Below are 26,572 nucleotides of genomic sequence, written 5' to 3'. Positions count from 1 at the left end.
GCTCACATGGTTTAGCAAATTCATGCGGTGGATCTGGCGCTGACTGCGCCCTTCCCGCAAAACCGATCCCGCCCCTGCATTTCCCGTCGCACAAAGCGGCATTATGGGGGCCACGGTGATCCCTGGACATTAGGCAAAGATGCGCTCTTCCAAGAAACGCTCGCGTTCAAATCAGAACCGCCCGCGCTCGCTCGGCAATATCGTCAACCGTGTGTTCGATTCGTCGGGTCCTGAAGGCAAGGTGCGGGGAACGCCGCAGCAGATTATCGAAAAATACCAGACGCTGGCGCGGGATGCGCAGCTGTCGAATGACCGCGTGGCGGCAGAGAATTTCCTCCAGCATGCCGAGCATTACACAAGGATGCTGGCTGAGGCGCAGCGCGAGCTTGCCGTCGAGCAGGAAGCCCGCCAGCAGCAATATCAGCAAACCGGCACTGGCCAGAGCTCCGGCAACCAGAATGGCGGCAACCAGAGTTCCGGAAACCAGAATGGCGGCCAGTATGGCAACCAGAATGGCGGCAACCGCGACAATCGTGAGCGTGGTGAGCGTGACAACCGCAATGATCGCAGCGACCGCTTTGAGCGCAACGATGGCCGAAATGACAGCCGCAATGAAACCCGCAGTGACGGCCGCAATGACAACCGGGGTGAAGGTCGCAACGAGGGCCGGAATGAGACCCGCGCTGATGGGCGCAACGAGAACCGGAACGACTCGCGCAATGAGCCGCGCGGCGAAGGCCGCAGCGACGGACGGGAGCCGCGTCATCAGCGCGAGGACACCCGCCAGCCGGATCTCATTTCCGATGTGATCGACTTTGGTCCGGAAGATGGCGGCCTCGTTGATCTTCCCGAACGTGGCGCCCCGGCGCCCGCAGCTTCGGAACCGGTGCTGTCCGGCGGCGATAGCGCGCCCGCTCCGGAGCGGGAGGCCGCTGCAGACACGCCACTTTTCGCAACCGCCCGCAAACCGGCCGAGGCCGGCGAAGCGCCCGCAGCCGCTCCGGTCGACACCGGGACCGGAACCGAGACCGCGTCCGGGGGCCGTGCCCCACGTGGCCCACGCCTGCCGCGTGGTGAGAAATCTGCCGAGAAACCTGCGAAAGCCGAGCGTCCCGCCGGCAGCCGCGCGCCGCGCGCCAATACCCGTCGTGAGGCTGACGAAGCTGCCGCGCCCGCAGAGGTCGCCGAGATCGAAAAGCCGCGTCGCGTCAGCCGCCCGCGTAAGACCGCCAGTGGCCCGGAGACACCCGAAGCCGCCGAGTGAACGAAAGAAAGGCCGCCTCGGGGCGGCCTTTTTGATTTCCTCTCCGGCGATTGGACAGGGACGGATGCGGCAATCTGACCTTTGCTGATGTCCCGGGAAGGCGGGATCAGGACTGAAAATGCGCAGATTCCGTCTCGCGGTCTTCGGGTATGAACAGGATCAGAGCATGCTCCGGCGGATCGTTTTCCCGACGACTGGCGTGGCACTGGTGGCCTTGAGCAGCGGGCGCCCGGTTTCGGAACTGTTGACCGGGTATGGCTTGCGTCCGATGATGATCCACCAGGGGATCCGAGCCAGGTTCCGAGACCACCGCCGCCGAGTTTGTTCGGAAAGCGCAGGCCCTGGACTGGCACGAGAGGCTGTGGGGAGGATTGGCAGGGCCTGCGGCATCGTCGGCGGGCGCTGAGTGTCGCCCCTGGTCGGCCTCGCCCTCATCCTTTTATTGTGAAGCCTTTTATTGTGAAGCGATGGGCGAGCCGGAAATCACCCTCAACCTGATATGGCGGATCGAGCGGTACGGCCCGGACATGCCTTTTCACGCGGTCAGGCAAATGACCTGGCCTGTGCCGAACAAGGTGCAGGGTGCAATGCAGGGGCTTATCGGGCGGATGCATGTGCCGACCGCCGATCTGATCTGGAAGCCCAAGGCTGACAATCCGGCAGAGCGCTACAGGATCTGCTCCCGCAGTGTGGGAAGGTTGCACCACGACCGCGCCGGTCAGGCCTGGTACGCCGGCACCCCCTGCCAGGCCTGGCAATGGGGGGCTTTTGTCAGGTCGCAGACATGGGCTGGTGCCCTCCCGCAAGGTTCTGGCCTCTTAGGTCTCTGACAGGCTGGAACGGAGCTTCTGCCTCCAGGCGCTGAACGCAGCCACCCACCGCTTCGACGCAGCAGAGCACGTGATCAGGCAACGCCTCTTTTGTCAGGACAGATCGCCCGAAACGGGTGGCACCCGGATCGTGAGGGAGGGAACGGGCCGCTGCATAGACCACGTCTTCCCTGAGCGCCTGTTCGCCTCGCTGAAATACGATGCGTCTGCCTGCACGCCGGTAAGACCGGCTCACAGGCCCAGCGACGCCTGCCGCGATGGTGTCCTGAACCAGCATCGAAACTGACCCGCAGGCACCGCCACCAGCGCAAATCAGCCGGACAGCTTCCAGAGATCAGCGGAGAAACGCAATGTATCTCTGCGGATGCGATGCTGCTGTCGGGCTCGGGCAGCCACCGGTCCGACAGCCCTCAGCTTCCGGCTGAAATATTGCGGGCCAGCGCGCAAAAGGCCTCCAGCCCGATTTCCTCGGCCCGCGCAGTCGGCGCGATTCCAACCGAATCCAGCCGCGCCTCGATATCGGGGGCAAGCCCCTTCAGCGAGGAACGCAGCATCTTGCGGCGCTGATTGAAGGCCATGGCGGTGATCCGGTTCAGCACTTTGCCATCCGCCGGAAAGCGCGGCTCCTCGAGCCGCGTCAGATGCACCACCGCCGAATGCACCTTCGGCGCCGGGGTGAAGGCTTCCGGCGGCAGGGTCATGACGATCCTCGCATCGGTCCGCCAGCCGGCCAACAGCGCCAGCCGCCCGTAATGGTCGCTGCCGGGCTTTGCCACGATCCGCTCGGCCACTTCTTTCTGAAACATCAGCGTCAGGCTCTGCCAGAAGGGCGGCCAGACCGGCGGCGACAGCCAGCGGACCAAAAGCTCGGTGCCGATATTATAGGGCAGGTTGGCCGCGATCTTTACCGGAGCGGTCAGATGCGCCGCCACATCCAGCTCCAGTGCATCGCCATGCAGCACCGTCAGCCGCCCCGGATAGGCCGCCGCGATCTCGGCCAGCGCCGGCAATGCCCGGGCGTCCTTTTCAACCGCCACCACATGGCGCGCACCTTCGGCCAGCAGCCCGCGCGTGAGCCCCCCGGGCCCAGGCCCGATCTCAAGCACATCCGAGCCCTTCAGATCCCCCGCCGAACGGGCAATCTTCGATGTGAGATTGAGGTCGAGCAGGAAATTCTGCCCCAGCTGCTTTTTCGCGACCAGCTCATGGGCGCGGATCACCTCACGCAGTGGCGGCAGCCCGTCTATCGTCGCCAAAGCTCCGCTCCTGTCTTCCTCTTGATCCAAATACTCCGGGGGTTCGGGGGCTGGCCCCCGACTGTCTCTCCTGACGGTCTGCCCCCAACTCTCCGGCCGCGACCCGTCTGCCCGATATCAGGGCTGGCGGATCAGCGCCGCGTGGCGCAGTTCCTCGAGATAGTTCTCGGCCAGACCATCGAGCTTCTGGTTCATCAGAACCTCTTTCACCCGCTCGCGGTTCGGGGGCGGATCCATGACCGGCTGCCGTTTGCACAGCATGATCAGCCGCCGCCAGCCATCGCCGCGCGGCTTTGTCACGAACTCCCCTTGATCCAGCTTTGCAAGATCAAGCGCGATCTCGGGCGAGATTTCCGACAATGCCTGCGTCCGGATCGTCAGATTTTCGGCCGGCAAGCCCTTCGCCAGGGCGTAAAGATCGTTGCAGACATCCGAGCCCGCGCTGACCCGCACCACCTCTTCCATCGAATCCGGGATCAGGAAATCGGCCCATTCCACCGTAACGCTGATCGGCGCAGCCTTTTCATCCGTGGCGATCTCGCGCAGCTGGAACAGAACCACTGCCCCCGGCACCGAGATGGGCGCCGAGGTCTTGCCCGGCGACAGCGCCAGCAGCTGCGAGGAAATCGCAGGCGGCAGGTTGGAAAGCTGCAGCCAGTCCGGCACCCGGCCGCCGGAAGCCGCGGTGGGTGCTGCCGAATGACTGCGCGCCGCCGCCGCGAAGGCGGCTTCGGAGGTCACCTCGCGCGAGAGCCGCTCTGCCAGTGCCATCGCCTCGGCCTCACGCCCGGGCTCGGCCGGGATCACCAGCTCTGAGACCTGAACCTTCATCGCCTTTGGCCGGGTTGCGGCTTCAAGGAACTTGTCGACATCGGCATCGGAGGCCGGCACACGGCCGGCAAAACGATCCCGGACCACCTGGCGCCACAAGGCGCCGGCCTGGACGAAATCGCGATAGGTTTCCGCCGAGACACCGGCCTTGGCCAGTTCCGCGATCAGCTGTTCGGAGGTCAGATTGGCGCGGGTGGCGAATTCTTCCATCCCCGCAGTCAGCTCTTCCGGCGTCAGCTTTACGCCAAGCCGTTTCGCCTCGCTCATCCGCAGCCGGTCGTCGATCAGCGATTTTACCGCTTCGGTTTCAGGATCGCCCGGCGCGTTCAGGATCTGCAGGAAACGCGCGCGCTGCGTCACCTCATATTCGGTGATCACCTGCTCATTCACATAGACCCGTGGCGCAAACAGGTTCTGCGCCAGCGCGGGCGGCGCGAAAATCACCGGGGCCGCCAGGGCCGCAGCGAAAGCCGCGCCCATGACCAGCGCCAGTCCTGATGTCGCATTGCGCAGCCTGTTGCGCGGGGTGTTCTCAGCTTTTACCATCTGTCCGACCGCCTGCCCGTAGTCTCTTGTCAGCTCGTAATCTCTGGCAAACCTGTGACTGACAGGGCCAATCGGGGCCCGCCGCCGCAGCTTTCCTCTTATCCCTGCCTGCCATTCCCGAAGCCGGGGCGCAAGCCCTGCCAGCCTGACCCGCCCCGGTCGGGCGGCGCCTTGCGCGGCGATCAGTAGCAGCGCCTCGAAGGGCCAGCCTTCTGGCCGCTGCCAAAGCCGATCAGATCGACAGAAAGGCCGAATGACGTGGTGGGGGTCACACTATCTGACGAGGTGAAACGGCGCGAGAGGGAAACATCCACCACAACGCATTCATTACGGAACTCCAGCCCGAGGCCCGCAATGGTGCCGCGGGTCTGGTTGAAATCATAGCGCCCTTCGGCCTTGGCCGCGAGGGCAGGGTTCACCCGCCAGACCGCATCAAAGGTCAGCTCGCGGGTCGGATCGGGGCGGTTTTCCTCGATATCCGCGACCGCCCAGAGTGCGGAAGAGGACAGGGTCACTGTCTCATTCGCGGCGCTCAGCCGCAGCTCGGCCTTGCTGAGTTCAAGGTCATTGTCAAAAACCGTGCGCCCGGTGGCAGAGAGGCCATTGGGAAGCCCCACCGTTGCCGCCAGCAGCCAGTCGGAATTCAGCCCGCCAAGGCCCGATCCGGGGCTGAAACTGTCGCTGTCATTGCGCCGGAACACCTTGCCCAGCGTGAAGCCTGCATTCCAGCCCGCCGGATCATAGCGCGTCCAGGTCAGCCCGACATTGGCGCGGCTGGACTGTTCAATCGCATCCGCACCGGGAAAGCGGTCAAGCGCATAGATATTGCCCTCGTCAAACTCGACCAGCACCGAATCCTCATTGGGCAGGCCGGAGCGGTCCCGGGTCGCGCCGATCAGCTGGATCACCGGCTCGATCACATGCGTCGCACCTGAGGCGGTCGCTTTGACAAAAGGCCAGCGCAGCTCGAGCCCGGCTGCGGCATGGCCCCGGGTATAGCGGCCGGCAAAGACCGCATCCTGGCGCAGCCGGTAGGCATCGACCTGGGCCTCGCCCAAGAGCGTGGCAACAATACCCGGATCGCTGACAAAGCTGCGGCGCCAGTCGAACCGCGCGGAAAGCCGGCTTACGTCACGGCCATCGGCGATCCCGTCGGCTTTGGCCGGGTCAAGGCTGTCATAGGGACTGGATGAGGTGCGGTAATGCGAATGCCATTGCAGCCGGAAACCACCCAGCCCCCCGAGCGGCCCCAGCGAGAACCGCCGGTGGAAGGTCAGATCGGTCGCAAGCGCGGGCAGGGTGTCATTGTCCTCGTCATCCCGAAGCGACTGGAAGCTGACCATCCTGGCCGAGAAAAACCCGTTGCGGCGCACCCGGCTGATCTCGGCCCGGCTGTCGAGCCGGTCGGTATCGGAATAGCCGTAATCCAACAGATAGGCATTGTCGGATGTGGTCTGGATGTCAAAGGTCAGCCGGAAATCATCGGGCAGCTGAAAGCCGCCCCGGGCACGGAACCAGCCGCGCGTCGTCTCTTCGGTCAGCTTGTCCTTCGTCACCGCGCCTTCAAGCTGGATCGCGCCGGTCCGGAAGGCCTGACGGTAGCGCAGTTCCAGCGTCTGACTGTCGCGGGTGGTGACATAGGGCGTGAGCGTCAGATCGCGGCTTTCCCCAAGCGCAATGAAATAGGGCAGTTTCAGCCCCGAGCCGAGGCTCGATGTCGTGCGCAGCCGGGGCGCGAGAAAACCTGTCGCCCTTTCGCGGGTGGAATCGGGCAGGCGCAGACGCGGAATATAGGCCACAGGCATTCCGGCGACGCGGAACTGGGCGTTTTCAAAGAAGATCATCCGCTCTTCTGCGTCATGGATCACGCGTTTCGCCCGGATCTCCCACAAAGGCGTCGGATGGCTGGCGCAGACCCTGCAGCTTGAGGCTACCACATTCGACATTGCCGAATAGCGCCCGCCGATCCGCGCGATATTGCCCGCTGCGAGTTGCAGCTGATGGTCCAGCACGACACGGGCGCTTTGCAAAAGCCCCTCATTCATATCGGCGGACAGTTCGGCCTGCGAGGCGAGGATCAGCATTTTGCCTTCGGCATCGGTCAGGCTCAGCGGACCTTCGATGAAAAGCCTGTCGGTCGATTTGTCATAGATGACCCGCGTGGCCGAAAGCCGGTAGCCGCCCTGCAGCACCTCGACCTTGCCCGAGGCGACAAGACGGTTGTTCCCCTCGATTTCCAGCCGGTCAGAGATCAGCGTGGCGCGGTCATCCGTTGCCTGTGCCAGAAGTGGCGCGGTGGAGCATAAAAGCGAGACGGCCAGCGATGCGACGAGGCGGCGTATCCGCATATCAGCCGTCCTCCAGATGCAACAAAAGACCAAGCGCAAGCATCACCGCAGCAAGCGGCGGGCTCCACGCGGCCAGTGATACCGGAATCTGGCCGCTGTCGCCAAGGGCCTGCGCGAAATTCCTGAGGAAGAAGAGCGCGAATCCGGCGAGGATGGCGTAAAGCACACGGATGCCGGTTTTCCCGGCGCGGGTATGGCGCATGGTAAAGCCTGCGGCAACCAGCACCATTGCGGTCAGCAGGAGCGGCTGGGCCAGTTCCATCTGGAACCACAGACGGTAGGCGCGGGCGGAAAAACCGGCCTGCTCGAGGTCTTTGATGTAATTCGGCAATTGCCAGACCGGCACGGCCGAAGGCGTGCCGAAACTGTCGCGGATCCGTTCGGGCGTCAGGTCAGAGGGCAGGCGGGTGCCATCAGGCCAGGATTTGACCGATAGTTCGGGGTTGTCGGCGTTCAGATTCCAGACCCTGGCGCCCGAAAGGATCCAGGCGCCCTTGACCAGTTTCGCGCTGGTGGTCTCGATCCGGGTGACTGGCAATCCCTCTTCGCCAAAGGTCAGGAAGGTCACGCGGTTCAGTTCGGTTCCGTCGAAATTGGCCCGGGCAGCCTGGATCACTGTCTGGCCATAGCTGCCGCCCTGGCGCAGCCAGAGCCCGGCATCCGACACCGACAGGACCGAACTGCCATCTGCCGCATAGCGGGCCGAAAGGTCATCATAGGCGCGCGAGGTGGCCGCCACCATCGGGTTCAGCACCGCGACCGCCATCAGCCCGATCAGCGTTGCAACGACCACCGGCGTCGCAAGAAAGCGCAGCCCTGAACGCCCGGCCGCCCGCACCACCACCAGCTCGGAAGACCGCGCCAGCGACAGGAACATCGCGATCGACCCCATCACGAAAATCAGTGGCAGGATGCGGTACAGGGTTTCGGGCACATTCAGGATCGAGAGGTGGAACGCATCGCCAAGACCTGCGCCCTTGCCCGAGAATTTGCGCAGCTGCTCGATCATGTCGATCAGCATCAGGATGCCGAAAAACACCAGGAACACCTGGCCCACCGTCATCGCAAATCGGCGCGCGATATAGAGGGAAAGCGTCATGTAACGCCTCCGGCTTCGGCCTGTGGCGCCCTGATGCAGCGCGGGCGCCCGGCATACCACAGCATCACCGTGGCCAGAACGAGGCCGAGCACCGGCGCCGCATAGACCAGCGGCCAGCGGTTTTCCGACCGCAATGCCGCGCCCGAGCCGGCGGTATTGACCAGTTGCAAGAGGATGATCAGCAGCACCGCCAGCCCGATCTGGCGCCACAGCCCAAAGCGCGAATACCCCCCGAGCATCAGCGCGGCAAAGCCCAGAAGCGGCGCCGCGATCCCAAGCAGCGAGGTCGCGATCCGGCCATGGCCTTCCTCCAGCAGCTTTGCCCGGCTCTCGCCGGTCTCGGTCTGAAGGTCTGGCCCGGCGATCAGCAGATCGGGCGTCGATACCTCGCGCAGGCTGCGCAGGCGGGTGGCTTTGGCGCCGACGATTCCCGCCATATCAAGAGTGAAATCGGAGAATCGCGTAACCGAAAGTCGCGCGCTGCCGTCCTGGGCCAGGTTTTGCGCCATCCCGTCCAGCATCACGAGGCGCGGCCCTTCTTCGCCGCGCACGATCAGTGCCTGGCGGGCAGTATAGGTGACACGCTCCCTCGGGTTGCGGTCATCGGCAAGGAAAATGTCATTCAGCTCGCCCAGCTGGCTGATTTCGCGGATGTAAAGTGTGACCCCGGCGGCGGGATGCATGAAACGCCCCTCATTGAGAAACCGCGCGGTGACATTTTCCGAGATCTCGGCCGAGCGGGCGGTCAGCCGGGCCTGGCTTCTGGGGACAAGAAAATTCGTCAGGGCCATCTGCATCGCGAAAACACAGATCCCGAAGAACAGCACCGGTCGCGCGAGGCGAAAGGCAGATAAGCCGGTGGCCTGCATCACCACCAGTTCCGAATCCTGCATCAGCCGGTTCACCGCATAAAGGCAGGCGGCAAAGGCCGAGACCGGCAACACCAGGCGGATCACATTCGGCAGCGTCAGAAGCGAGAATTCGACAAAAACCAGCGCGGTCTGACCGTCGCCGATCAGCTGGTCAAAAAGCCCCACGGCGCGATTGACCCAATAGACCGCCACCAGCACAAGGCTGAAAAAGCCGAACAGAGCCAGAAGCTGGGAAAGCAGATAGCGGTCGAATTTCGACAAGTGGGATACCGGAAGTCGCAATCTGCCGGCGCGCGGGCCGGCAGGGGGAGTGGCTGTTTCGGCGCCGACCCTAGCCGATATCGCGGCCAGGGAAAACTCATATCTGGTCAAGCGGGGCCCGGGGGGCTAGCTTTGGGCGAAAGCGCGGAAATGCCGGTCGCCGGCCCTTGATCTCTGCGTCGAAATCAACTTGTTTTTACAGGGAAATCAGCATCATGTCGCATCCTGTTCAGATCCGTTTTGAAGATACCGACAAGGGGGATCTGACGGATCTTACCGGGCGTATTGCGCTTTTCGCAGATGCCGCAGGCGCCTTGTCGCCCATGGCGCGCAAGCTGGACCGCGCGGCCAAAGGCGCGCTGACCCGCGCGGTCGGGTCTGAGGCATTCGGCAAGCTTAAACCGGGCGAAGCGCTGGAGCTGGCCTTTCCCGCCGGGCTCGCAGCCGATGCGGTGCAAATCCTGCGCCTGCCAAAGCGCACCGATGCGGAATCCGCGCGCAAAGCCGGCGCCAGCATTGGTGCGGCGCATCGCGACAAGGCGCTGACGGTTCTGGCCGAGACCCATCCGCGCGCGGCGGAAATCGCCTTTGGCCTCGCGCTCCGGGCCTATGAATTCGAGATCTACCGCTCGGGCGACAAGAAGGGTTATGGGCCGGTCTCGTTCTGTGTGGCAAAACCCGAAGAGGTCGCGGCGGAAGCCGCCCCCTTTGCCGCGCTGGCAGAAGGGGTGTTCTTCACCCGCGATCTGATCAATGAGCCCGCGAATGTGCTGAACACCTATGAATTCGCCGCCCGGCTGGCGGCGATGGGGGAACTGGGCCTTGAGGTCGAGATCCTCGAGGAGGAAGAGCTGGAAAAGCTCGGGATGCGGGCGCTGCTGGGGGTCGGTCAGGGATCGGAAAGCCCGTCCAAGGTCGTGGTCATGCAATGGAAGGGCGGCGCAAAAGACGAGCCGCCGCTGGCGCTTGTGGGCAAAGGTGTGTGTTTTGACACTGGCGGCATCAGCCTGAAACCGGCGGCCGGTATGGAAGACATGGTGATGGATATGGGTGGTGCCGCCACCGTCGCCGGGGTGATGCGGACGCTTGCGCTGCGCAAGGCAAAAACCAATGTGGTCGGGCTGGTGGGCCTTGTCGAGAATATGCCCGACGGGCGGGCGCAGCGGCCGGGCGATGTCGTGCGCTCGATGAAGGGTGACACGATCGAGGTGATCAACACCGATGCCGAAGGCCGTCTCGTGCTGGCCGATGTGCTCTGGTACACGCAGGAGCGGTTTGCGCCGCGCGGGATGATTGATCTGGCGACCCTGACGGGGGCGGTGATCGTGGCGCTTGGCGACGAGAATGCCGGGGTGTTTTCCAATGATGACACGCTGTGCAATGCCTTCCTGAAGGCGGCGGCGGGCGAGAATGAGGGGGCCTGGCGGCTGCCTCTGGGCGCGGCCTATGACCGGATGCTGAAAAGCCGTGTCGCGGATATGCGCAATTCCTGCGGGCGCGAGGCCGGCTCGATCACCGCCGCGCAGTTCCTGCAGCGCTTTGTGAAACCCGATATGCCCTGGATCCATCTGGACATCGCCGGCACCGCCTGGGCGAAAACGGGAACCGAGTTCAGTCCGAAAGGCGCGACCGGCTGGGGCGTCCGGGCGCTGAACCGGCTGATCCAGGACCGGTTCGAGGGCTGAGCCGCCCATGGGTGCGGTCAAATTCTACCATCTGACGGGGCGCAGTCTTGCCGAGGCTGCGCGCCCGATCCTGACCCAGGCTCTGGGTCAGGGCTGGCATGTGATGCTGCGCGGCCCGGATCCTGCGCTGCTGGAGCGGCTGGATATGCAGCTCTGGCTGGAGCCGAGGGACGGGTTCCTGCCGCATGGGCTTGCGGGGGGCGATCATGATGCCCTCCAGCCGATTCTGCTGGGCACGGGGGCTGCGGTCAATGGCGCGAAGGCGGTGATGCTTTTGGCGGGATCGCCGGTCGATCCGGGCGAGGCGGCTCTGATGGAGCGGGTCTGGCTTTTGTTCGAGGGCGCCGATGAGCGGCAGATGCAGGCGGCGCGGGCCGAATGGAAAGCGGTGGTCGCGGCCGGGCTGGTGGCGGAATACTGGTCGGATGCCGCGGGGCGGTGGGAGATGAAGACCGCGACCGGCGGGACTTCTGGCTGACGCCGGACGCCTCCGGCGGGAGTATTTATGTCAAGAGGAAGCCGGCAGGGTTTCAGCGCGTCAGGATCATGCGGTCGCCTTCGATGCGGATCGAGAAGCGGCGCAGGTAATCCATGCCAAGCAGCGAGCCGTCCATTTCACCCTCATTCACCCAGGCGTCCATGGAACGGTCGGTGAAGGGGCCGAAATCGATTTCATCAAGCGTGACACGGGCCGTGCGCACGACACCATTGGCGGTGGAGGCCTCGCCGAAATAGCGCAGCTCATCAGGGTGGAAGCCCAGCCGTTCCGCATCGCGGCGAGAGATCACCATATTGGTGGCGCCGGTATCCACCATGAAGAAGACCTCGGAGCCGTTGATGTCGAGGGCGGCGTAGAAATGGCCGTCCGCGGCGCGGCGCAGCACCATCTCGCCGGCTTCACTGGCCATCTGGCGCGGTCGGTTCTCGCCCTGGATATCGTTCCAGAGCCCGTAGCCTGCGGCAAGGCCCACGAAGATCAGCCCCCAGGCGGCGAAGGTGCGCAGGGCCGCGCCGAAGCGGCCGCGATATTCGACGAGGATCCAGCCCCCAAGCGCCGCCACCAGCAGGCTGAGATAGATGACGCGCGGCCAGAGCTCTGAATCCATTTGGGTCTCCTTTGCGCTGACTATGGCGCAAAGGCGGGCGGGCGGGAAGGGCGTCAGCCGGTGATCAGCCCGGTCTGGCGCACCCCGTCGATCACGAACTGGACAGAAAGCGCCGCGAGCAGCATGCCCAGAAGCCGGGTGATCACCACGGTGCCGGTGCGGCCCAGCAGGCGCTCCAGCAGCGGCGAGGCGCGGAAGAAGAGGAAGGTCACCAGCATGATCGCCGCGAGGAGGAGGATTACGGCAAGCTTGGCACTCCAGGCCTCACCCGCCTGGCCCATCAGCAGGATCATGGTGGCGATGGCGCCGGGGCCGGCGATCAGCGGTGTTGCGAGCGGGAAGACCGAGGGGTCGTGATCGGGATCGGGCTGCTGGCCCTCGCGCCGCTGGGTGCGGCGTTCGAACAGCATGTCGAGGGCGGTGAGGAACAAAAGGATGCCGCCGGCGATGCGGAAGGCCGGCATCGAAATGCCGATGAAGTTCAGGATCACTTCGCCGAAAAGGCCGAAGATCAGCAAAAGGGCGGCAGCGATCAGGCAGGCGCGGCGTGCCATGGCGCGGCGATGGCCTGGGTCCATGCCCTGCGTCAGGGCGATGAACAGCGGCACGAGGCCCGGCGGGTCGATCACCACGAAAAGCGTGGCAAAGGCGGTGATCAGAAATGCGCTGTCCATGGCTGACTGTCGGGGGGGAAACCCGGTTCCGTCAACCGGCTTTCACCGCTCCGGGGGGCAGAAATGCAAAAGGGGAAGGCGCGTGGCCTTCCCCTTTGCTGTGATTTGCCGACCGGCTTACTTGCCGAGGGTGACGAAGCGATGCGCGTCTTCGATGAAGGCCTTGTCGAGGAAAGGCGCTTCATTCGAGCCGAAGGGCATCTGCGCCTGGAGTTTCCAGCTGGCGGGCAGGTTGAACCCGGCGGTCAGCGCGGCATCGGCGATCGGCGAATAGTGCTGCAGGCTGGCGCCGATGCCTTCTTCGGCAAGCGCGGTCCAGACGGCAAGCTGCGCCATGCCGGCGGAATGCAGCGAGAAGCCCGGGAAAGCATCGGCATAAAGCGGGAAGTTTTCCTGCAGGCCTTTGATCGTGTCCTGGTCTTCATAGAACAGAACAGTGCCAAGGCCGGCAGCGAAGGATTTCAGCTTGGCCTCGGTCGAGGCGAAAGCGTCGGCCGGAACGATCTTGCGCAGTTCGGCATCGATCAGCGACCAGACTTTCTCGCTGTCGGCACCGAACAGGATCACGGCGCGCGAGCTTTGCGAGTTGAAGGACGAGGGGGCCTGGCGGATCGCCTCTTTGATCAGCGCTTCGATCTGATCTTTCGACAGGGTCACATTGCGGCCAAGCGCATATTGGGTGCGGCGCTTGGTCAGGGCTTCGATGGTCTTCGACATTTTCAGGTGCCTATCTGGATGCCGCAATGCGGCGTTTGCGTTGACACCTATCAACTCTCGCACCGGGAGAATTTCAAGACGGGTTGACTGTGCAGAGATGAACAGTTCGGGTTCATCTCTGCGGCCATTATGGATTGGCTTTCTCCAGCGCCTCCTGGGCGTTGATCCAGAGGGATTCGGCGCGGTCCAGCGCCTCCATCACCTCGGCATATTTCCGGTTCCAGACCCCCAGATCGCCCTTGCGGTCATCTTCGTAAAGCGCCGGATCCGCGAGTTTCACCGCCAGCTTCGAGCGCATATCCTCGATCTTGGCGACGCGTTCCTCGCATTTCCGAAGCTCGGCCTTCAGCGCGGTCACTTCCTCGCGGCTGGCCTTTTTCACCACAGGCGCGGCTTTCGCGGGTTTATTCGCCTCATCCGGGGTCAGCAGCAGACGGCGGTAATCTTCGAGATCGCCATTATAGGGCTCGACCGCGCCGCCTTTCACCAGCCAGAGCCGATCAGCCACAAGCGACAGCAGATGCATGTCGTGGCTGACAAGGATGACCGCGCCGGAATATTCGGTCAGCGCCTCCACGAGGGCCTCGCGGCTTTCGATATCGAGGTGGTTCGTAGGTTCGTCGAGGATCAGCATATGCGGCGCGTCGATGGTCGCAAGCAGCAGCGAGAGCCGTGCTTTTTGCCCGCCCGAAAGCCGCCCCACGGCGGTTTCCGCCTGATCGGCGCCAAGGCCAAAGCCCGCAAGCCGCGCGCGCAGTTTCGCCTGATGCTCGGAAGGGCGCAGGCGCTGGATATGCTGCAGCGGCGTCTCGTCGATATAAAGCTCATCGACCTGGTGCTGCGCGAAATAGCCGATGCGCAGCTTTGAGGACCGGGTGACGCTGCCACCCGATTCTTTCAGCTTGCCGGCAAGCAGCTTTGACAGCGTCGATTTGCCCTCGCCATTACGGCCCAGAAGCGCGATCCGGTCGTCCTGGTCGATCCGGAGCGAGAGTTTTTTCAGAACCGGCGGCCCGTCATACCCCACGCTCGCGCCATCCAGTGTCAGGATCGGGGGCGAGAGCTCTTCCGGCGCCGGGAAGGTGAAAACCACCCGCGCCGCATCTTCCGGCGCGGTGATCGAGGTCATTTTCTCGAGCATTTTCACGCGGCTCTGGGCCTGCGTCGCTTTCGAGGCCTTGGCCTTGAAACGGTCAACGAAGCTTTGCAGATGGGCGCGGCGGGCCTCTTGCTTTTTGGCTTCGGCGGCCTGGAGGGCGCGGCGCTCGGCCATCTGGCGGGCGAACTGGTCATAGCCGCCCTGCCAATAGGTGAGTTTTCTGTTGTCGAGATGCAGGATGCCCTGGACCGCGCGGTTCAGCAGGCCGCGATCATGGCTGATGATGATGACGGTATGGGGGTATTTCTGGAGGTAGGCCTCCAGCCAGAGCGCGCCTTCGAGGTCGAGATAGTTGGTCGGCTCGTCAAGGAGCAAAAGGTCCGGCTGCGCGAAAAGGACCCCGGCCAGCGCGACCCGCATCCGCCAGCCGCCGGAAAAAGCGGAACAGGGCATGAGCTGCTGGTCTGCATCAAAGCCAAGGCCCTTGAGGATCGAAGAGGCGCGGCCCTCGGCCGACCAGGCGTCGATGTCACTCAGCCGCGACTGGATCTCGGCAATCCGGGCCGGGTCGGTTGCGGTCCCGGATTCCAGGATCAGGCTGGCGCGCTCGGTATCGGCCGCGAGCACCGTGTCGAGAAGCGAGGTCTCCGACGAGGGCACTTCCTGCGCGACGCCGCCGATCTTCGCGCGGCTGGGCAGCGAAATCTCGCCGCCTTCCAGTGCCAGCTGGCCGCGGATCAACCGGAAGAGCGTGGTCTTGCCGGCGCCGTTGCGCCCGACAAGGCCGACCTTATGGCCGGTGGGAATGGTGGCCAAGGCCCCTTCAAACAGGGGGCGGCCTTCGACGGAATAGGTGATGTCAGAGATGCGCAACATGGCGCCCGCCTTGCCAGCGCCTGCGTCTCAGGTCAACCGGGATCAGGCGGGGATCGGCAGGGAACCCGCGCTTTTGGCCCAAAGCCGCTGCGCGGCTCCGGTCCAAAAGGCGCGGGCGGGGGCAGGCCTGCTGGCGCAGGCCTGCGGTCGGCATGGGCGGCAGGCGGCACCGCGCCTGCCTTGCCGCGAACTCAATGGCCAGATCAGAAGCCGCGTGAGAGGGCTGCGACACCGGTTCGGGCGATTTCTTTCAGGCCAAGCGGGCGCATCAGATCTGCAAAAGCGTCGATCTTGTCCGGAGTGCCCGTCAGCTCGAAGACAAAGCTCTCGAGGCTGGTATCGACCACCTTGGCACGGAAAATCTCGCACAGCCGCAGCGCCTCGATCCGCTGATCGCCCTTGCCGACCACCTTGAACAGCGCGAGCTCGCGCTGCACGCTCGGCCCTTCGGCGGTCAGGTCATGGACGGCATGCACCGGGACCATACGCGACAGCTGTGCCTCTATCTGGTCGATCACCGCCGGTGTCCCGCGCGTGACAACTGTGATCCGCGAGCGATGCCCGGTATGATCGACCTCGGCCACGGTCAGACTGTCGATGTTGTAACCACGGCCCGAAAACAGCCCGATCACCCGCGCCAGCACGCCAGGTTCATTTTCGACGATCACCGCCAGCGTATGGCTCGCCTCGACCTCGGAATGGGGGTCGCGCAGGTCATAGGCGGAGTGGCTGGTTGAGCCTTTTTTGATCTTAAGCGCAGACATCGGCTGCCCTCTCATTTTCTGTCTCTAAATATCCCGGGGGTGTGGGGGCAGGGCCCCCACGCGCGATGTCACACCAGCACGGCGCCCGATTTGAACGCATCCGCATCGGCCGAAAGCAGCATCTCGTTATGCGGCTTGCCCGACGGAATCATCGGGAAGCAGTTCTCATGCTTCTCGACGCGGCAATCAAAGATCACCGGCCCGTCATAGCGGATCATCTCCAGGATCGCGTCATCGAGATCCTTCGGATCGTCAACCCGCAGCCCTTTGCAGCCGAAAGCCTCCGCCAGTTTCACGAAATCGGGCAGGCTTTCCGACCAGGAATGCGAATAGCGCTCGCCATGCAACAGCTCCTGCCACTGGCGCACCATACCAAGCCGCTCATTGTTCAGGATGAACTGCTTGACCGGCGCGCGGAACTGCATCGCCGTCCCCATCTCCTGCATATTCATCAGCCAGGAGGCCTCACCCGCCACGTTGATCACCAGCGCTTCGGGATGCGCGACCTGCACCCCGATCGAGGCCGGAATGCCATAGCCCATGGTCCCGAGGCCCCCGGAGGTCATCCAGCGGTTCGGCTCGTCAAAGCCGAGGAACTGCGCCGCCCACATCTGATGCTGGCCGACTTCGGTGGTGATGTAGCGATCCATGCCCTTGGTCAGCGCTTCGAGCCGCTCCAGCGCATATTGCGGTTTGATCGTGCTCGAAGACGGCGTGTAGGAAAGGCAGTTGACCGCCCGCCACTCATTGATCTGACCCCACCATTTCGCGAGCCCGTCTTTATTGACGCGGCGCCCGCGCGCCTTCCAGATCTTCAGCGCGTCTTCCAGGATATGGCCGACATCGCCCAGGATCGGCACATCGACCCGGATCACCTTGTTGATGGATGACGGATCGATATCGATATGCACTTTTTTCGATTTCGGCGAGAAATCGGCCACACGCCCGGTGATGCGGTCGTCAAAACGCGCGCCGACATTGATCATCAGATCGCAGCCATGCATCGCCAGATTGGCCTCATAAAGCCCGTGCATCCCCAGCATCCCAAGCCAGGCCTTGCCGCTGGCCGGATAGGCACCCAGCCCCATCAGCGTCGAGGTGATCGGAAAGCCGGTCGCCTCGACAAACTCACACAGGAGCTGGCTCGCGCCCTTGCCGGAATTGATCACGCCGCCGCCGGTATAGAACAAAGGCCGCTCGGCGGTCTCCATCAGTTCCACCATCCGCGTGATGGCGTCGATATCGCCCTTCACCCGCGGCTGATAATGCGAGACCTTTGCCTTTTCCGGTGCGGTATAGGGGCCGGTCGCGAATTGCACATCCTTGGGGATATCGACGAGCACCGGGCCCGGACGGCCCGATTTCGCGACATGGAAGGCCTGGTGGATCGTATCCGCGAGTCTGTCGGTCTCTTTCACCAGCCAGTTCATCTTGGTGCAGGGGCGGGTGATGCCAACGGTGTCAGCCTCCTGGAACCCATCGGTTCCGATCATGAAGGTCGGCACCTGGCCCGAGAGGACGAGGATCGGAATCGAATCCATCAGCGCATCGGTCAGCCCGGTCACGGCATTGGTCGCGCCCGGCCCCGAGGTCACCAGCGCCACCCCCACCTTGCCGGTCGAACGCGCATAGCCTTCGGCCATATGGACCGCGCCCTGTTCGTGACGGACAAGAATATGGCGGATGTCGTTTTGCTGGAAAATCTCGTCATAGATCGGCAGGACTGCGCCGCCGGGATAGCCAAACACCACCTCGACGCCCTGATCCTTCAGAGCCTGCACCACCATCTTCGCGCCGGTCATCACCTTTGCCGTCATCGCTGCACCGTCATCCTCTCGCCAGCTCCTGCCGGCCGTTCCAAAACAAAAAGCCCCCGAGGGTTAATCCGGGGGCGCATGGGAGACCATTATGGCAACCGTTACCGGCCCATGCGCCTGTCCCTTACGACGACAATAATCCTGCCCATACGCATCTCCTCAGCGCAGCGGCCTGTGACAGTCCGCGCGACTGACGGGACCCTAAGGCAAGCTGTTAAGGGGCGTCAACCGTAAATCTGCACTGAATCTGTCCAGGACGGGGTGAAAATCGCAACAATATTTCGACCGCGGGTCGCGGAGGGCAATTTTCGTGTTTTCGTGCCCCGAATCTGTGGCAGCCCTGGCTTGTGGCAGAGGGGGGAGCGCGACGCGCGGCCTAATTTTCCTCCAGGGTGAAACCGTGTTCACAACGGATAATCGCAACAGGGCACAGAAGCGGACGGGCGGGCGCAGGTTTCATCCTGGCACTAATAGTCCCGACGGCGGCAAGCAGGACCAGCGGCAGGTGCGACATCTTTTCAGGAGCCACGCGCCTCCGGCAGGCTGATCTTTGCGACCTGTTCGGCGATCGGATCGACCGAGAGCGGATGAAGCTCGGCCCGGTGATCGGCGGGCGAGCCCAGATCGGTCCATTGCCCGCCCTTGAAAATCTCCAGCGCGTCAAAGCTGGCCTTATACCCCATCTTGCGGCTGCCCGGCACCCAATAGCCAAGATAGACATAGGGCAGCCCGGCCTCGCGCGCGATCTCGACATGATCAAGGATGATATAGCTGCCCAGCGAACGCGCATTCATCGCGGGGTCGTAAAAGGAATAGACCATCGAAAGCCCGTCATCGAACACATCGGTCAGACAGACCGCCGCGAGCCGGCTGCCCTGGTCTGAACCATAGCGGTCTGAACCATAGCGGTCCGACCCGCCAGGATCCGCGCTGTCCACGGGACGGGTATATTCGATCACCCGCGACCGGATCGGGGTTTCCTCGATCATGGCAGCGAATTCGAAAATATCCATATCCGCCATACCCCCATCGGCATGACGGGTGTCGAGATAGCGGCGGAACAGCTGGAACTGGTCTTCCGTCGCCCAGGGGCTGGTTGCATTGCGGGTCAGATCCTCGTTCTTCTTCAGAACCCGCTTCTGGGTGCGCGAGGGATTGAAATCCGCAACCCGGATCCGCGCCGAGAGACAGGCCGAACATTCCGCGCAGGACGGGCGGTAAAGCACATTCTGGCTGCGCCGGAAGCCCTGTTTCGACAGCGCGTCATTCAGCCTCTGCGCATGTTCGCCCTGCAATGCCGTGAACAGCTTACGCTCCATCCGCCCGTCGAGATAGGGGCACGGCTGCGGAGCGGTCACATAGAATTGTGGGGCGATGGGAAGGGTATGGCGCATCTGGCTGTCGGGGGTGTTACGGGTCTCTGTCGGTTGGCGTGTCTTAAGTCCGGGCGCGGGAGGGCGCCCTTTCGCAGGATGGTCTTTGGGACGCGGGCAATATTTTCAGGCAGGCCTGGCGGATCGGGCATGAACCCGGAGAGAGCCAGCGGTGGTCAAGCGAGACCCTAGCAAGGGCAATCCCATCCGACAACAGCGCAAATTCGGCAAAACGGCGCCCCGGCCACTGGCCGGAGCGCTGATGTTTTCCTGCCTTTCACGCGATGGAAACCCTTCGCCGGGCACCGCTCAGCTGGTATGCCTCGCCGGCAGCGGCTTTGATAAGGGCGACATCAGGGGCGCAGTGCCTCAGTATTCGCCACGGCGGGGTGCTTCGCCGGTTTCCGGCCCGGTTTCAGCGCCGGTTTCAGCTCGGGCGGCGGCGGCATCAGAGACGCCCTGGGCGCGTTCCTCCATGAAATGGTCGAATTCCTGCTTGTCGCGGGCATCGCGCAGGCGTTGGAGGAAGGATTCAAATGCGCCCTGTTCGTCTTCCAGCCGGCGCAGGGTCTCATCGCGGTAAGAGTCGAAGGCCGCATTGCCGGTGGCGCGGAACGGCGCGTGGCGGTCAAAGCCCTGGCGGCCAAAGCCATTGCGGGCGCTGCGGTCATGTCTGCGGTTGCTGCAGGCGAATCCAAACATCTGTTTTCCCCAGATCATCCAGGCCAGAATTGCGAGGCCAAGCGGAAAGAAAATCACGAACCCCGCCACCATGGCGGCAATCCAGGCCCATTTACCACGGGCATCAAGCCAGGCCTCAACCTGGCGAAGCCGGTCGGTAAACCCGCGAAAGGCCATCATGCCCGTGCGGGAACCAGCTGTGCTGTTCATCTCAAGGTCACTCCCTGTTCGGATGTAAATGTCGTTCACATGGATAATTTGCGGCTGGCTCCCGGTTCTTTCAAGAGGGATGTGAATGATATTTACATATCAGGAGCCGTGCTGCCTGGCGGTTCAGCGGCTTTTCGCCTGGGCCAGCCGGGACGCCCCGGGCTACCGGGGCGGCTCCTGGCGGTCGGAAAGGCGGAATTCTTTGCCAAAGCCGCGCCGCCCGCGATCAGGGGAATTGACCCCCCCGTCACCGCGCCGCATTTTGCGCCCATGTCAGATCACGCCTTTGCCGCCCGCATCACCCGCCAGCCCATCGCCTTCGATCCCGCAGCCGGGGCGGGGGCCAGGGCTGAATTTGCCGATCTCGGGCCTTTGGTGGCGGGGTTGATCGGGGGCATAGCAGGCTGTTCGCCCTATCTCGGCGGCCTGCTGGAACGCGAGGGGGTCTGGATCCGCCAGGCGCTCGCGGGCGCGCCGGAACATGCGCTCGCCTCTCTTCTGGCCGAGCCGCGCGAGGCCGGGCTTGATACGCTGGGTGCTGCGCTGCGCCAGGCCAAACGGCGTGCGGCGCTCCTGACGGCGCTGTGCGATCTGGGCGGGGTCTGGCAGCTGAATGAAGTGACCGGCGCGCTCACCGCGCTTGCCGATCTCGCGGTCGATCTCAGTGTCAAATGGCTGGTGGCCGAGGAAATCCGCCGCGGCAAATTGCCCGGCGCAGACCCGCAGGATGCGGAGACCGCGGGTGGTATGACCGTGCTTGCCATGGGCAAGATGGGCGCAGGCGAGCTGAACTACTCCTCGGATATCGACCTCATCTGCCTTTTCGACCAGGAGCGCTATGGCGAGGACCAGGCCGAGGCCCGCGCCAGTTTTATCCGCGTGACCAAGAAAATGACGGCGATCCTCTCGGACGTGACCTCCGAAGGCTATGTTTTCCGTACTGATCTGCGGCTCCGGCCCGATGCCTCGGTGATGCCGGTCTGCCTCTCGATGGGGGCGGCCTATAATTACTATGAGGCGGAGGGGCGCACCTGGGAACGTGCGGCCTATATCAAAGCCCGCCCCTGTGGCGGCGATCTGGAGGCCGGGCAGCGCTTTTTGCAGTCGCTGACTCCCTTTGTCTGGCGCAAACATCTCGACTATGCCGCGATACAGGACGCGCATGACATGCGGCTGAGGATCCGCGAACATCGCGGGCTGAATGGTCCGTTGACGGTCGAGAATCACAATATCAAGCTCGGCCTTGGCGGCATCCGCGAGATCGAGTTTTTCACCCAGACCCGCCAGCTGATCGCCGGGGGCCGCGACCCGGATCTGCGTGATCCGACCACCGAAGGCGGCCTTGCGGCGCTGGCAGAAAAGGGCTGGATCCCGGGCGATGTGGCCACTGAGCTGACCACGCTTTACCGCGCGCATCGCGAACTGGAGCACCGGCTCCAGATGGTCGGCGATGCGCAGACCCAGACCATGCCGCCGACTGCCGGGGGCGTCGCGCGGATTGCCGCCTTCATGGGCGAAGCCGAGGACCAGTTCCGCGAGGGGCTGATCACGCGGCTGAAGCGCACCGATGATCTGACCGAGGGGTTCTTCGCCCCTGATGAGCCCGCGGAGGAAGCGCCGCAGCTCTCCGATCACGCCCGTTCGATCGTCGGGGGCTGGCAGCACTACCCCTGTCTGCGCTCGGATCGCGCCCAGACCATTTTCCGCCGCCTCCGCCCGCAATTCCTGAAATCGCTGGCCGCAGCCGCCAATCCGGATGAGGCGCTGGTGGCCCTTGACGGGTTTCTGGCAGGCCTGCCTTCGGGCGTGCAGATCTTCTCGCTGTTCGAGGCCAATCCGCAGCTGGTGGCTCTGATCATCGACATTGCCGGCACCGCGCCGGAACTTGCCCGGTATCTCTCACGCAATGCGGCGGTCCTTGATGCGGTGATCGGGGGGGCGTTCTTCGAGCCCTGGCCCGGCGCGCGCGGCCTGACGGGGGCGCTGTCGCAACGGCTTGGGGACCTTGCCGATTACGAACGTCAGCTCGACGAGGCGCGGCGCTGGATGAAGGAATGGCATTTCCGCATCGGCGTCCATCACCTGCGCGGGCTGATCGACAGTTTCGAGGCCGGCAAGCAATATTCCGATCTGGCCGAGGCGGTGGTTGCCGCGCTCTGGCCCCGGGTCGTGGCTGAATTCGCGGCCAAACATGGCGCGCCGCCGGGCCGGGGCGCGGTGCTGCTGGGCATGGGAAGCCTTGGGGTAGGGCGGCTCAATGCCTGTTCTGATCTTGACCTGATCCTGATCTATGATGCTTTCGCAGACGGGGTCGAGGCTGAACATTCTGAGGGCCGCCGCCCGCTGCCGGTGCGCACCTATTACGCGCGCCTGACCCAGGCGATGGTGACAGCACTGTCGGCCCAGACGGCGGGGGGCAGGCTTTACGAGGTCGATGTGCGGCTGCGCCCTTCGGGGCGCCAGGGGCCGGTTGCGACCTCGCTGACAGGCTGGCGCGATTATCAGATGACTGAGGCCTGGACCTGGGAACATCTCGCGCTCACGCGGGCGCGGGTGCTGGCCGGCGATCCGACCCTTGCCGTCGCGGTCGAAGAGGCCCGTCGCGAGGTGATCGCGGTGAAAGGCGCGGGGGGCAATGTGGTCGCCGATGTCGCGGCGATGCGGGCGCGGCTCCAGGAGGCCAAGCCCGCGCGCGGGGAATGGGAAACCAAGAGCGGCCCGGGCCGGCTGATGGATATCGAGCTTGTCGCCGAAATGGCGGCGCTGATCACCGCGAACCCGGCCCGAACGATTGAGCGCCAGCTTGCCGGCGCGAAACAGGTGCTGGAGAAGTCCGATCAGGAGGGCCTGGCAAAGGCCTGGCGTTTCCTCTGGTCGCTCCATTGCGCGGCGCGGCTCCTGAGCGAAGGGCCGCTTGATCCGGCCACAATCGGCGAGGGGGGGCGCGCGTTTTTGCTGCGCGAGACCGGGGAAAGCGACATGAAGACGCTTCTGGCACAGCTTCGGTCGGTGGTGGTGCTTGCAGGCAGCGTCTGCGCGCGGCAATTTGCGGCAAAACAGAACGGGTAAGGCGATGGGGAGGCTGGCTGTGCGGCTGGAAGAGGCAGATCCGAAGGGACTGGTCCGGGAAAGCTACCGGATCGAAGGGATTTCGCTGGGCGAATGCCGGTCGATCTTTATGGACTGGGCGCTGAGTGTGGCGGATAACCGCAAGATCCCCGATGCGCTGCGCACACTGATCGCGGAATACTGCACCACCGCGCCGGATCATCCGATGAACGAGGTGCTGACCGCCGGGCTGATGCCCGCCGCAGAGCCAAAGCGCCGCGGCGGTCGTCTGGGAAGGTCAGCCTGAGAGGTCAGCGGCGGGCAAGGCCCCTGGCCTCAGCGGCCAGAAAGGTGACCTCGCTCCAGCTGCCGGCCGCAAGCGCGTCTTTCGGCGCCACCCAGCTGCCGCCCACGCAAAGCACATTCGGCAGGCCGAGATAATCACCGGCGTTTTTCAGGCTGATGCCACCGGTCGGGCAGAACCGCACCTGGGGCAGTGGTGATGAGAGCGCCTTAAGAAACCCGGCACCGCCGGCCTGTTCGGCGGGAAAGAACTTCTGCACCGTATAGCCGCGCTCGAGCAAAGCCATGGCCTCCGAGGCCGAAGCCGCCCCCGGCAGCAGTGGCAGACCCTCATCCTCGCAGGCCTCGATCAGTGCCTGGGTGGTGCCGGGCGAAACCCCGAATTTCGCGCCGGCGGCCTTCGCCGCCTTCACATCCGCACGGGTCAGGAGTGTCCCCGCCCCGACCACACCGCCCTCGACCTCGGCCATTGCGCGGATCACATCCAGCGCGGCCTTTGTGCGCAGGGTCACCTCAAGTGCCGGCAGGCCACCTGCGACCAGGGCTTGCGCCAGCGGCGCGGCCTGGGTCACATCTTCTACGATCAGAACCGGTACTACCGGCGCCAGCCGGCAGATCTGTTCAGCGGCAATGGATTGCTCTGCGGGGGTCATGTCTCTTCCTCGGACAGGGATCTGCCAGTGGCAGCGTTGAAATTTGAGTATTTTTATCAAGAGGAAACAGGCATCTTCCTCTTGACCTGAATACTCCCGCCGGAGGCATCCGGCAAAAGTCAGGTGGCGCGGCGGTGGATCAGACGACCACTGCCGCACCATGTTCGGCATTGCCGACCGAGCGGCGGAACATCTCGAAAAGCTCTCGCCCGGTGCCATATCCATTCGCGCTCAGATCGGCCACGACCGGGGCGCGGGTCGCAAAATCGGGGGCGAGGCAGGTCAGCTCACCCTGCACCGCATCAAGGCGCAACAGATCACCATCCTGCAACCGCGCGAGCGGGCCGCCACAGGCGGCTTCGGGTGAGACATGGATTGCAGCCGGCACCTTGCCACTGGCACCCGACATGCGGCCATCGGTCACCAGCGCCACTTTCAGCCCGCGATCCTGCAACACTGTCAGCACCGGCGTCAGCGAATGCAGCTCGGGCATTCCATTGGCCTGCGGCCCCTGGAAGCGCAGCACCACGATCATATCCGAGGTGAACTCGCCGCGCCTGAAAGCCGCCTTTACCGACTCCTGGTCGTGGAACACCCGGGCAGGCGCTTCGATCACATGGCGCTCGGGCGCCACGGCGGAGATCTTGATCACCGCGCGACCGAGATTGCCCTCCAGCTGCCGCAGCCCGCCGGTCTGGGCAAAGGGATCGGCAGCCGGACGCAGGATCCTGTCGTTCAGTGTTTTTGCCGGGCCTTCGCGGTAGCGGAAGGTGCCGTCACAGAGTTCAGGCTCGCGCGTATAATGTGTCAGCCCGTCGCCTGCGACCGTCTTCACATCCTCATGCAAAAGCCCCGCGCCCAGCAGATCGCGGATCAGGAACTGCAGGCCCCCCGCCGCGTGGAAATGGTTCACATCTGCCAGCCCATTCGGGTAAACCCTTGCCATCAGTGGCACTGCGCCCGAGAGATCGTCAAAATCCTCAAGATCGAGCAGCACGCCCGAGGCCCGCGCCATAGCCGGCAGATGCAGCACGAGATTGGTCGAGCCCCCCGTGGCCATCAGTCCGACAATCCCGTTCACATAGGCGCGCTCGTCCAGGATCTCGCCTGCCGGGCGGAAATCATTGCCCAGAGCGGTGATCGCCGCCGCGCGCGCCACAGCCGCCTCGGTCAGCGCCTCGCGCAAAGGCGTGCCCGGGTTGACGAAAGTGGCGCCGGGGAGGTGGAGGCCCATCACCTCCATCAGCATCTGATTGGTATTGGCGGTGCCGTAAAAGGTGCAGGTGCCCGGCCCGTGATAGGAGGCCATCTCGGCCGCCATCAGTTCCTCGCGCGTGGCCTTGCCTTCAGCGAAAGCGGCACGGACCCTGGCTTTCTCGTCATTGCCGATGCCGCTGGTCATCGGGCCTGCGGGGATGAAAATCGACGGGATATGGCCAAAGGTGGCGGCGGCCATGATCAGCCCGGGCACGATCTTGTCGCAAACCCCGAGCCAGAGAGCCGAATCGTAACAGTCATGCGAAAGCGACACGCCCGCCGCCAGCGCGATCACATCACGCGAGAACAGCGACAGCTCCATCCCGGGTTGACCCTGGGTCACGCCGTCACACATTGCGGGCACGCCGCCTGCGACCTGGGCGGTGGCACCAAACCTGCGCGCGGTCTCGCGGATGATCTTCGGGTAATCCTCATAGGGCTGATGCGCCGAGAGCATGTCGTTATAGGCCGTGATCACGCCGATATTCGGCGCCCGGCCAAGCGCGAGATCCGCCTTGTCGGCGCCCATCGCCGCATAGGCATGGGCCTGGTTGGAACAGCTCAGATGCGCGCGCACCGGGCCTTTGGCAACCGCCGCCGCCATTCGCGCCAGATAGGCGGAGCGCGAGTGCTCTGACCGCTTGCGGATCCGGTCGGTGACGCGGGCAATGATCGGGTTCAGGTCTGGCCTCGATGTCATGATGGTCTCTCGGTCCTGGCTTTGGGGATCTCCGTCGCGGGTGTCTGGGGGCCGCATATCGGAGAAGCTGGGGCGGAAATCGGGTCGGCAGGGGGTATCCTGTCCGAAGATAGATCTGTTAGCGCTAACATTAAAGGGTGCCGCCCCATTTTGCAAGCGCTTTGCCATAGGAACAGGCACAAAATGGCGGCTGCGTCAAAGGCAGGATAGCGCGATCCGGCGCGAGATCCGGCCGGCACAGTATTCCAGCACCGCAGAGAAACCATGCCACTTTCACAAAGCGGCCGGGTTGAGTAAGAGGA

20 protein-coding genes and 1 pseudogene are annotated in these 26,572 nt (G+C 64.0%); 6 read left to right on the top strand and 15 right to left on the bottom strand.

What is annotated here, in order from left to right:
• Window positions 1-139: 139 nt before the first annotated feature.
• Together JC607_RS26105 and JC607_RS17215 are read left to right on the top strand one after the other, a co-directional pair.
• Window positions 140-412, top strand: a pseudogene (locus JC607_RS26105) (DUF4167 domain-containing protein); the annotation flags it as partial.
• A 1,319-nt stretch (window positions 413-1,731) separates the two neighbouring features.
• Complete coding sequence (locus tag JC607_RS17215) at window positions 1,732-2,094, top strand: hypothetical protein (protein WP_198838127.1); 363 nt, start codon at window positions 1,732-1,734, stop codon at window positions 2,092-2,094.
• Window positions 2,095-2,504: 410 nt separating this feature from the next.
• Here the strand turns inward: JC607_RS17215 and rsmA are convergent, their stop codons facing one another.
• The 5 genes from rsmA to lptF all read right to left on the bottom strand — a co-directional run bounded on the left by rsmA (window position 2,505) and on the right by lptF (window position 9,307).
• Entirely contained in the window at window positions 2,505-3,350 is an 846-nt protein-coding gene (gene rsmA, locus JC607_RS17210; protein WP_198838126.1) for a 16S rRNA (adenine(1518)-N(6)/adenine(1519)-N(6))-dimethyltransferase RsmA, read from the bottom strand.
• 117 nt (window positions 3,351-3,467) lie between these two features.
• Window positions 3,468-4,727 carry a peptidylprolyl isomerase gene (locus JC607_RS17205; protein WP_198838125.1) on the bottom strand — a complete coding sequence of 420 codons (1,260 nt, stop codon included), beginning with the start codon at window positions 4,725-4,727 and terminating at the stop codon, window positions 3,468-3,470.
• 182 nt (window positions 4,728-4,909) lie between these two features.
• Window positions 4,910-7,075, bottom strand: a complete 2,166-nt coding sequence (locus JC607_RS17200; protein WP_198838124.1) for an LPS-assembly protein LptD — start codon at window positions 7,073-7,075, stop codon at window positions 4,910-4,912.
• Between the two features lies 1 nt (window position 7,076).
• A complete protein-coding gene (gene lptG / locus JC607_RS17195) occupies window positions 7,077-8,174 on the bottom strand; it encodes an LPS export ABC transporter permease LptG (RefSeq protein ID WP_198838123.1) in 1,098 nt (365 codons plus the stop codon).
• The gene (lptF, locus tag JC607_RS17190) at window positions 8,171-9,307 is read right to left on the bottom strand and encodes an LPS export ABC transporter permease LptF (protein WP_198838122.1); all 1,137 of its coding nucleotides are present in this window, start codon (window positions 9,305-9,307) and stop codon (window positions 8,171-8,173) included. Before lptF ends, lptG begins: the two co-directional genes overlap by 4 nt.
• A 215-nt stretch (window positions 9,308-9,522) precedes the next feature.
• Between lptF and JC607_RS17185 the strand changes: the two genes are divergently transcribed.
• Together JC607_RS17185 and JC607_RS17180 are read left to right on the top strand one after the other, a co-directional pair.
• Window positions 9,523-10,992 (top strand): leucyl aminopeptidase, encoded by a 1,470-nt coding sequence (locus JC607_RS17185; protein ID WP_198838121.1) that lies wholly within the window; start codon window positions 9,523-9,525, stop codon window positions 10,990-10,992.
• Between the two features lie 7 nt (window positions 10,993-10,999).
• On the top strand, window positions 11,000-11,470 hold the full coding sequence (locus tag JC607_RS17180; RefSeq protein WP_198838120.1) for a DNA polymerase III subunit chi: 471 nt from the start codon (window positions 11,000-11,002) through the stop codon (window positions 11,468-11,470).
• A gap of 52 nt (window positions 11,471-11,522) precedes the next feature.
• On the opposite strand, the gene JC607_RS17175 is transcribed toward JC607_RS17180, so the two are convergent.
• From JC607_RS17175 to JC607_RS17140, 8 genes are all read right to left on the bottom strand, one after another.
• The gene (locus JC607_RS17175; RefSeq protein ID WP_198838119.1) at window positions 11,523-12,098 is read right to left on the bottom strand and encodes a TIGR02281 family clan AA aspartic protease; all 576 of its coding nucleotides are present in this window, start codon (window positions 12,096-12,098) and stop codon (window positions 11,523-11,525) included.
• Window positions 12,099-12,151: 53 nt separating this feature from the next.
• On the bottom strand, window positions 12,152-12,772 hold the full coding sequence (locus tag JC607_RS17170; RefSeq protein ID WP_198838118.1) for a MarC family protein: 621 nt from the start codon (window positions 12,770-12,772) through the stop codon (window positions 12,152-12,154).
• 117 nt (window positions 12,773-12,889) lie between these two features.
• On the bottom strand, window positions 12,890-13,489 hold the full coding sequence (locus tag JC607_RS17165) for a nitroreductase family protein (RefSeq protein WP_198838117.1): 600 nt from the start codon (window positions 13,487-13,489) through the stop codon (window positions 12,890-12,892).
• A 127-nt stretch (window positions 13,490-13,616) separates the two neighbouring features.
• Entirely contained in the window at window positions 13,617-15,464 is a 1,848-nt protein-coding gene (locus tag JC607_RS17160) for an ABC-F family ATP-binding cassette domain-containing protein (RefSeq protein ID WP_198838116.1), read from the bottom strand.
• A gap of 203 nt (window positions 15,465-15,667) precedes the next feature.
• A complete protein-coding gene (gene ilvN / locus JC607_RS17155; protein WP_198838115.1) occupies window positions 15,668-16,228 on the bottom strand; it encodes an acetolactate synthase small subunit in 561 nt (186 codons plus the stop codon).
• Between the two features lie 68 nt (window positions 16,229-16,296).
• Window positions 16,297-18,045, bottom strand: coding sequence for an acetolactate synthase 3 large subunit (locus tag JC607_RS17150; RefSeq protein WP_233092970.1), 1,749 nt, complete (start codon window positions 18,043-18,045; stop codon window positions 16,297-16,299).
• Between the two features lie 518 nt (window positions 18,046-18,563).
• Window positions 18,564-19,439, bottom strand: a complete 876-nt coding sequence (locus JC607_RS17145; RefSeq protein ID WP_198838114.1) for an arginyltransferase — start codon at window positions 19,437-19,439, stop codon at window positions 18,564-18,566.
• Window positions 19,440-19,787: 348 nt separating this feature from the next.
• Window positions 19,788-20,309 (bottom strand): DUF2852 domain-containing protein, encoded by a 522-nt coding sequence (locus JC607_RS17140; RefSeq protein WP_370584854.1) that lies wholly within the window; start codon window positions 20,307-20,309, stop codon window positions 19,788-19,790.
• A 270-nt stretch (window positions 20,310-20,579) separates the two neighbouring features.
• Here JC607_RS17140 and JC607_RS17135 point away from each other — a divergent pair, with 270 nt between their 5' ends.
• Window positions 20,580-23,378 carry a glutamine-synthetase adenylyltransferase gene (locus tag JC607_RS17135; RefSeq protein ID WP_198838113.1) on the top strand — a complete coding sequence of 933 codons (2,799 nt, stop codon included), beginning with the start codon at window positions 20,580-20,582 and terminating at the stop codon, window positions 23,376-23,378.
• Between the two features lie 19 nt (window positions 23,379-23,397).
• Complete coding sequence (locus tag JC607_RS17130; RefSeq protein ID WP_198838144.1) at window positions 23,398-23,664, top strand: hypothetical protein; 267 nt, start codon at window positions 23,398-23,400, stop codon at window positions 23,662-23,664.
• Window positions 23,665-23,668: 4 nt separating this feature from the next.
• On the opposite strand, the gene eda is transcribed toward JC607_RS17130, so the two are convergent.
• Both eda and edd read right to left on the bottom strand, forming a co-directional pair.
• A complete protein-coding gene (eda, locus tag JC607_RS17125) occupies window positions 23,669-24,313 on the bottom strand; it encodes a bifunctional 4-hydroxy-2-oxoglutarate aldolase/2-dehydro-3-deoxy-phosphogluconate aldolase (protein ID WP_198838112.1) in 645 nt (214 codons plus the stop codon).
• Between the two features lie 139 nt (window positions 24,314-24,452).
• Window positions 24,453-26,270 (bottom strand): phosphogluconate dehydratase, encoded by a 1,818-nt coding sequence (edd, locus tag JC607_RS17120; RefSeq protein ID WP_198838111.1) that lies wholly within the window; start codon window positions 26,268-26,270, stop codon window positions 24,453-24,455.
• Window positions 26,271-26,572: the final 302 nt, after the last annotated feature.

Source organism: Paracoccus sp. IB05 (assembly GCF_016405985.1).
In the GTDB taxonomy this organism is placed as follows: Bacteria; Pseudomonadota; Alphaproteobacteria; order Rhodobacterales; family Rhodobacteraceae; genus Pseudogemmobacter.
This window is presented reverse-complemented; position numbering and strand designations above follow the sequence as displayed.

Coding starts and splice junctions, on each gene's coding strand:
- JC607_RS17215 (WP_198838127.1), top strand. CDS start 1,732: ATGGGCGAGCCGGAAATCACCCTCAACCTGATATGGCGGATCGAGCGG.
- JC607_RS17140 (WP_370584854.1), bottom strand. CDS start 20,309: ATGAACAGCACAGCTGGTTCCCGCACGGGCATGATGGCCTTTCGCGGG.
- JC607_RS17180 (WP_198838120.1), top strand. CDS start 11,000: ATGGGTGCGGTCAAATTCTACCATCTGACGGGGCGCAGTCTTGCCGAG.
- JC607_RS17170 (WP_198838118.1), bottom strand. CDS start 12,772: ATGGACAGCGCATTTCTGATCACCGCCTTTGCCACGCTTTTCGTGGTG.
- lptG (WP_198838123.1), bottom strand. CDS start 8,174: ATGACGCTTTCCCTCTATATCGCGCGCCGATTTGCGATGACGGTGGGC.
- edd (WP_198838111.1), bottom strand. CDS start 26,270: ATGACATCGAGGCCAGACCTGAACCCGATCATTGCCCGCGTCACCGAC.
- JC607_RS17205 (WP_198838125.1), bottom strand. CDS start 4,727: ATGGTAAAAGCTGAGAACACCCCGCGCAACAGGCTGCGCAATGCGACA.
- JC607_RS17150 (WP_233092970.1), bottom strand. CDS start 18,045: ATGACGGCAAAGGTGATGACCGGCGCGAAGATGGTGGTGCAGGCTCTG.
- JC607_RS17145 (WP_198838114.1), bottom strand. CDS start 19,439: ATGCGCCATACCCTTCCCATCGCCCCACAATTCTATGTGACCGCTCCG.
- JC607_RS17160 (WP_198838116.1), bottom strand. CDS start 15,464: ATGTTGCGCATCTCTGACATCACCTATTCCGTCGAAGGCCGCCCCCTG.
- JC607_RS17200 (WP_198838124.1), bottom strand. CDS start 7,075: ATGCGGATACGCCGCCTCGTCGCATCGCTGGCCGTCTCGCTTTTATGC.
- eda (WP_198838112.1), bottom strand. CDS start 24,313: ATGACCCCCGCAGAGCAATCCATTGCCGCTGAACAGATCTGCCGGCTG.
- JC607_RS17185 (WP_198838121.1), top strand. CDS start 9,523: ATGTCGCATCCTGTTCAGATCCGTTTTGAAGATACCGACAAGGGGGAT.
- JC607_RS17135 (WP_198838113.1), top strand. CDS start 20,580: ATGTCAGATCACGCCTTTGCCGCCCGCATCACCCGCCAGCCCATCGCC.
- JC607_RS17175 (WP_198838119.1), bottom strand. CDS start 12,098: ATGGATTCAGAGCTCTGGCCGCGCGTCATCTATCTCAGCCTGCTGGTG.
- ilvN (WP_198838115.1), bottom strand. CDS start 16,228: ATGTCTGCGCTTAAGATCAAAAAAGGCTCAACCAGCCACTCCGCCTAT.
- JC607_RS17165 (WP_198838117.1), bottom strand. CDS start 13,489: ATGTCGAAGACCATCGAAGCCCTGACCAAGCGCCGCACCCAATATGCG.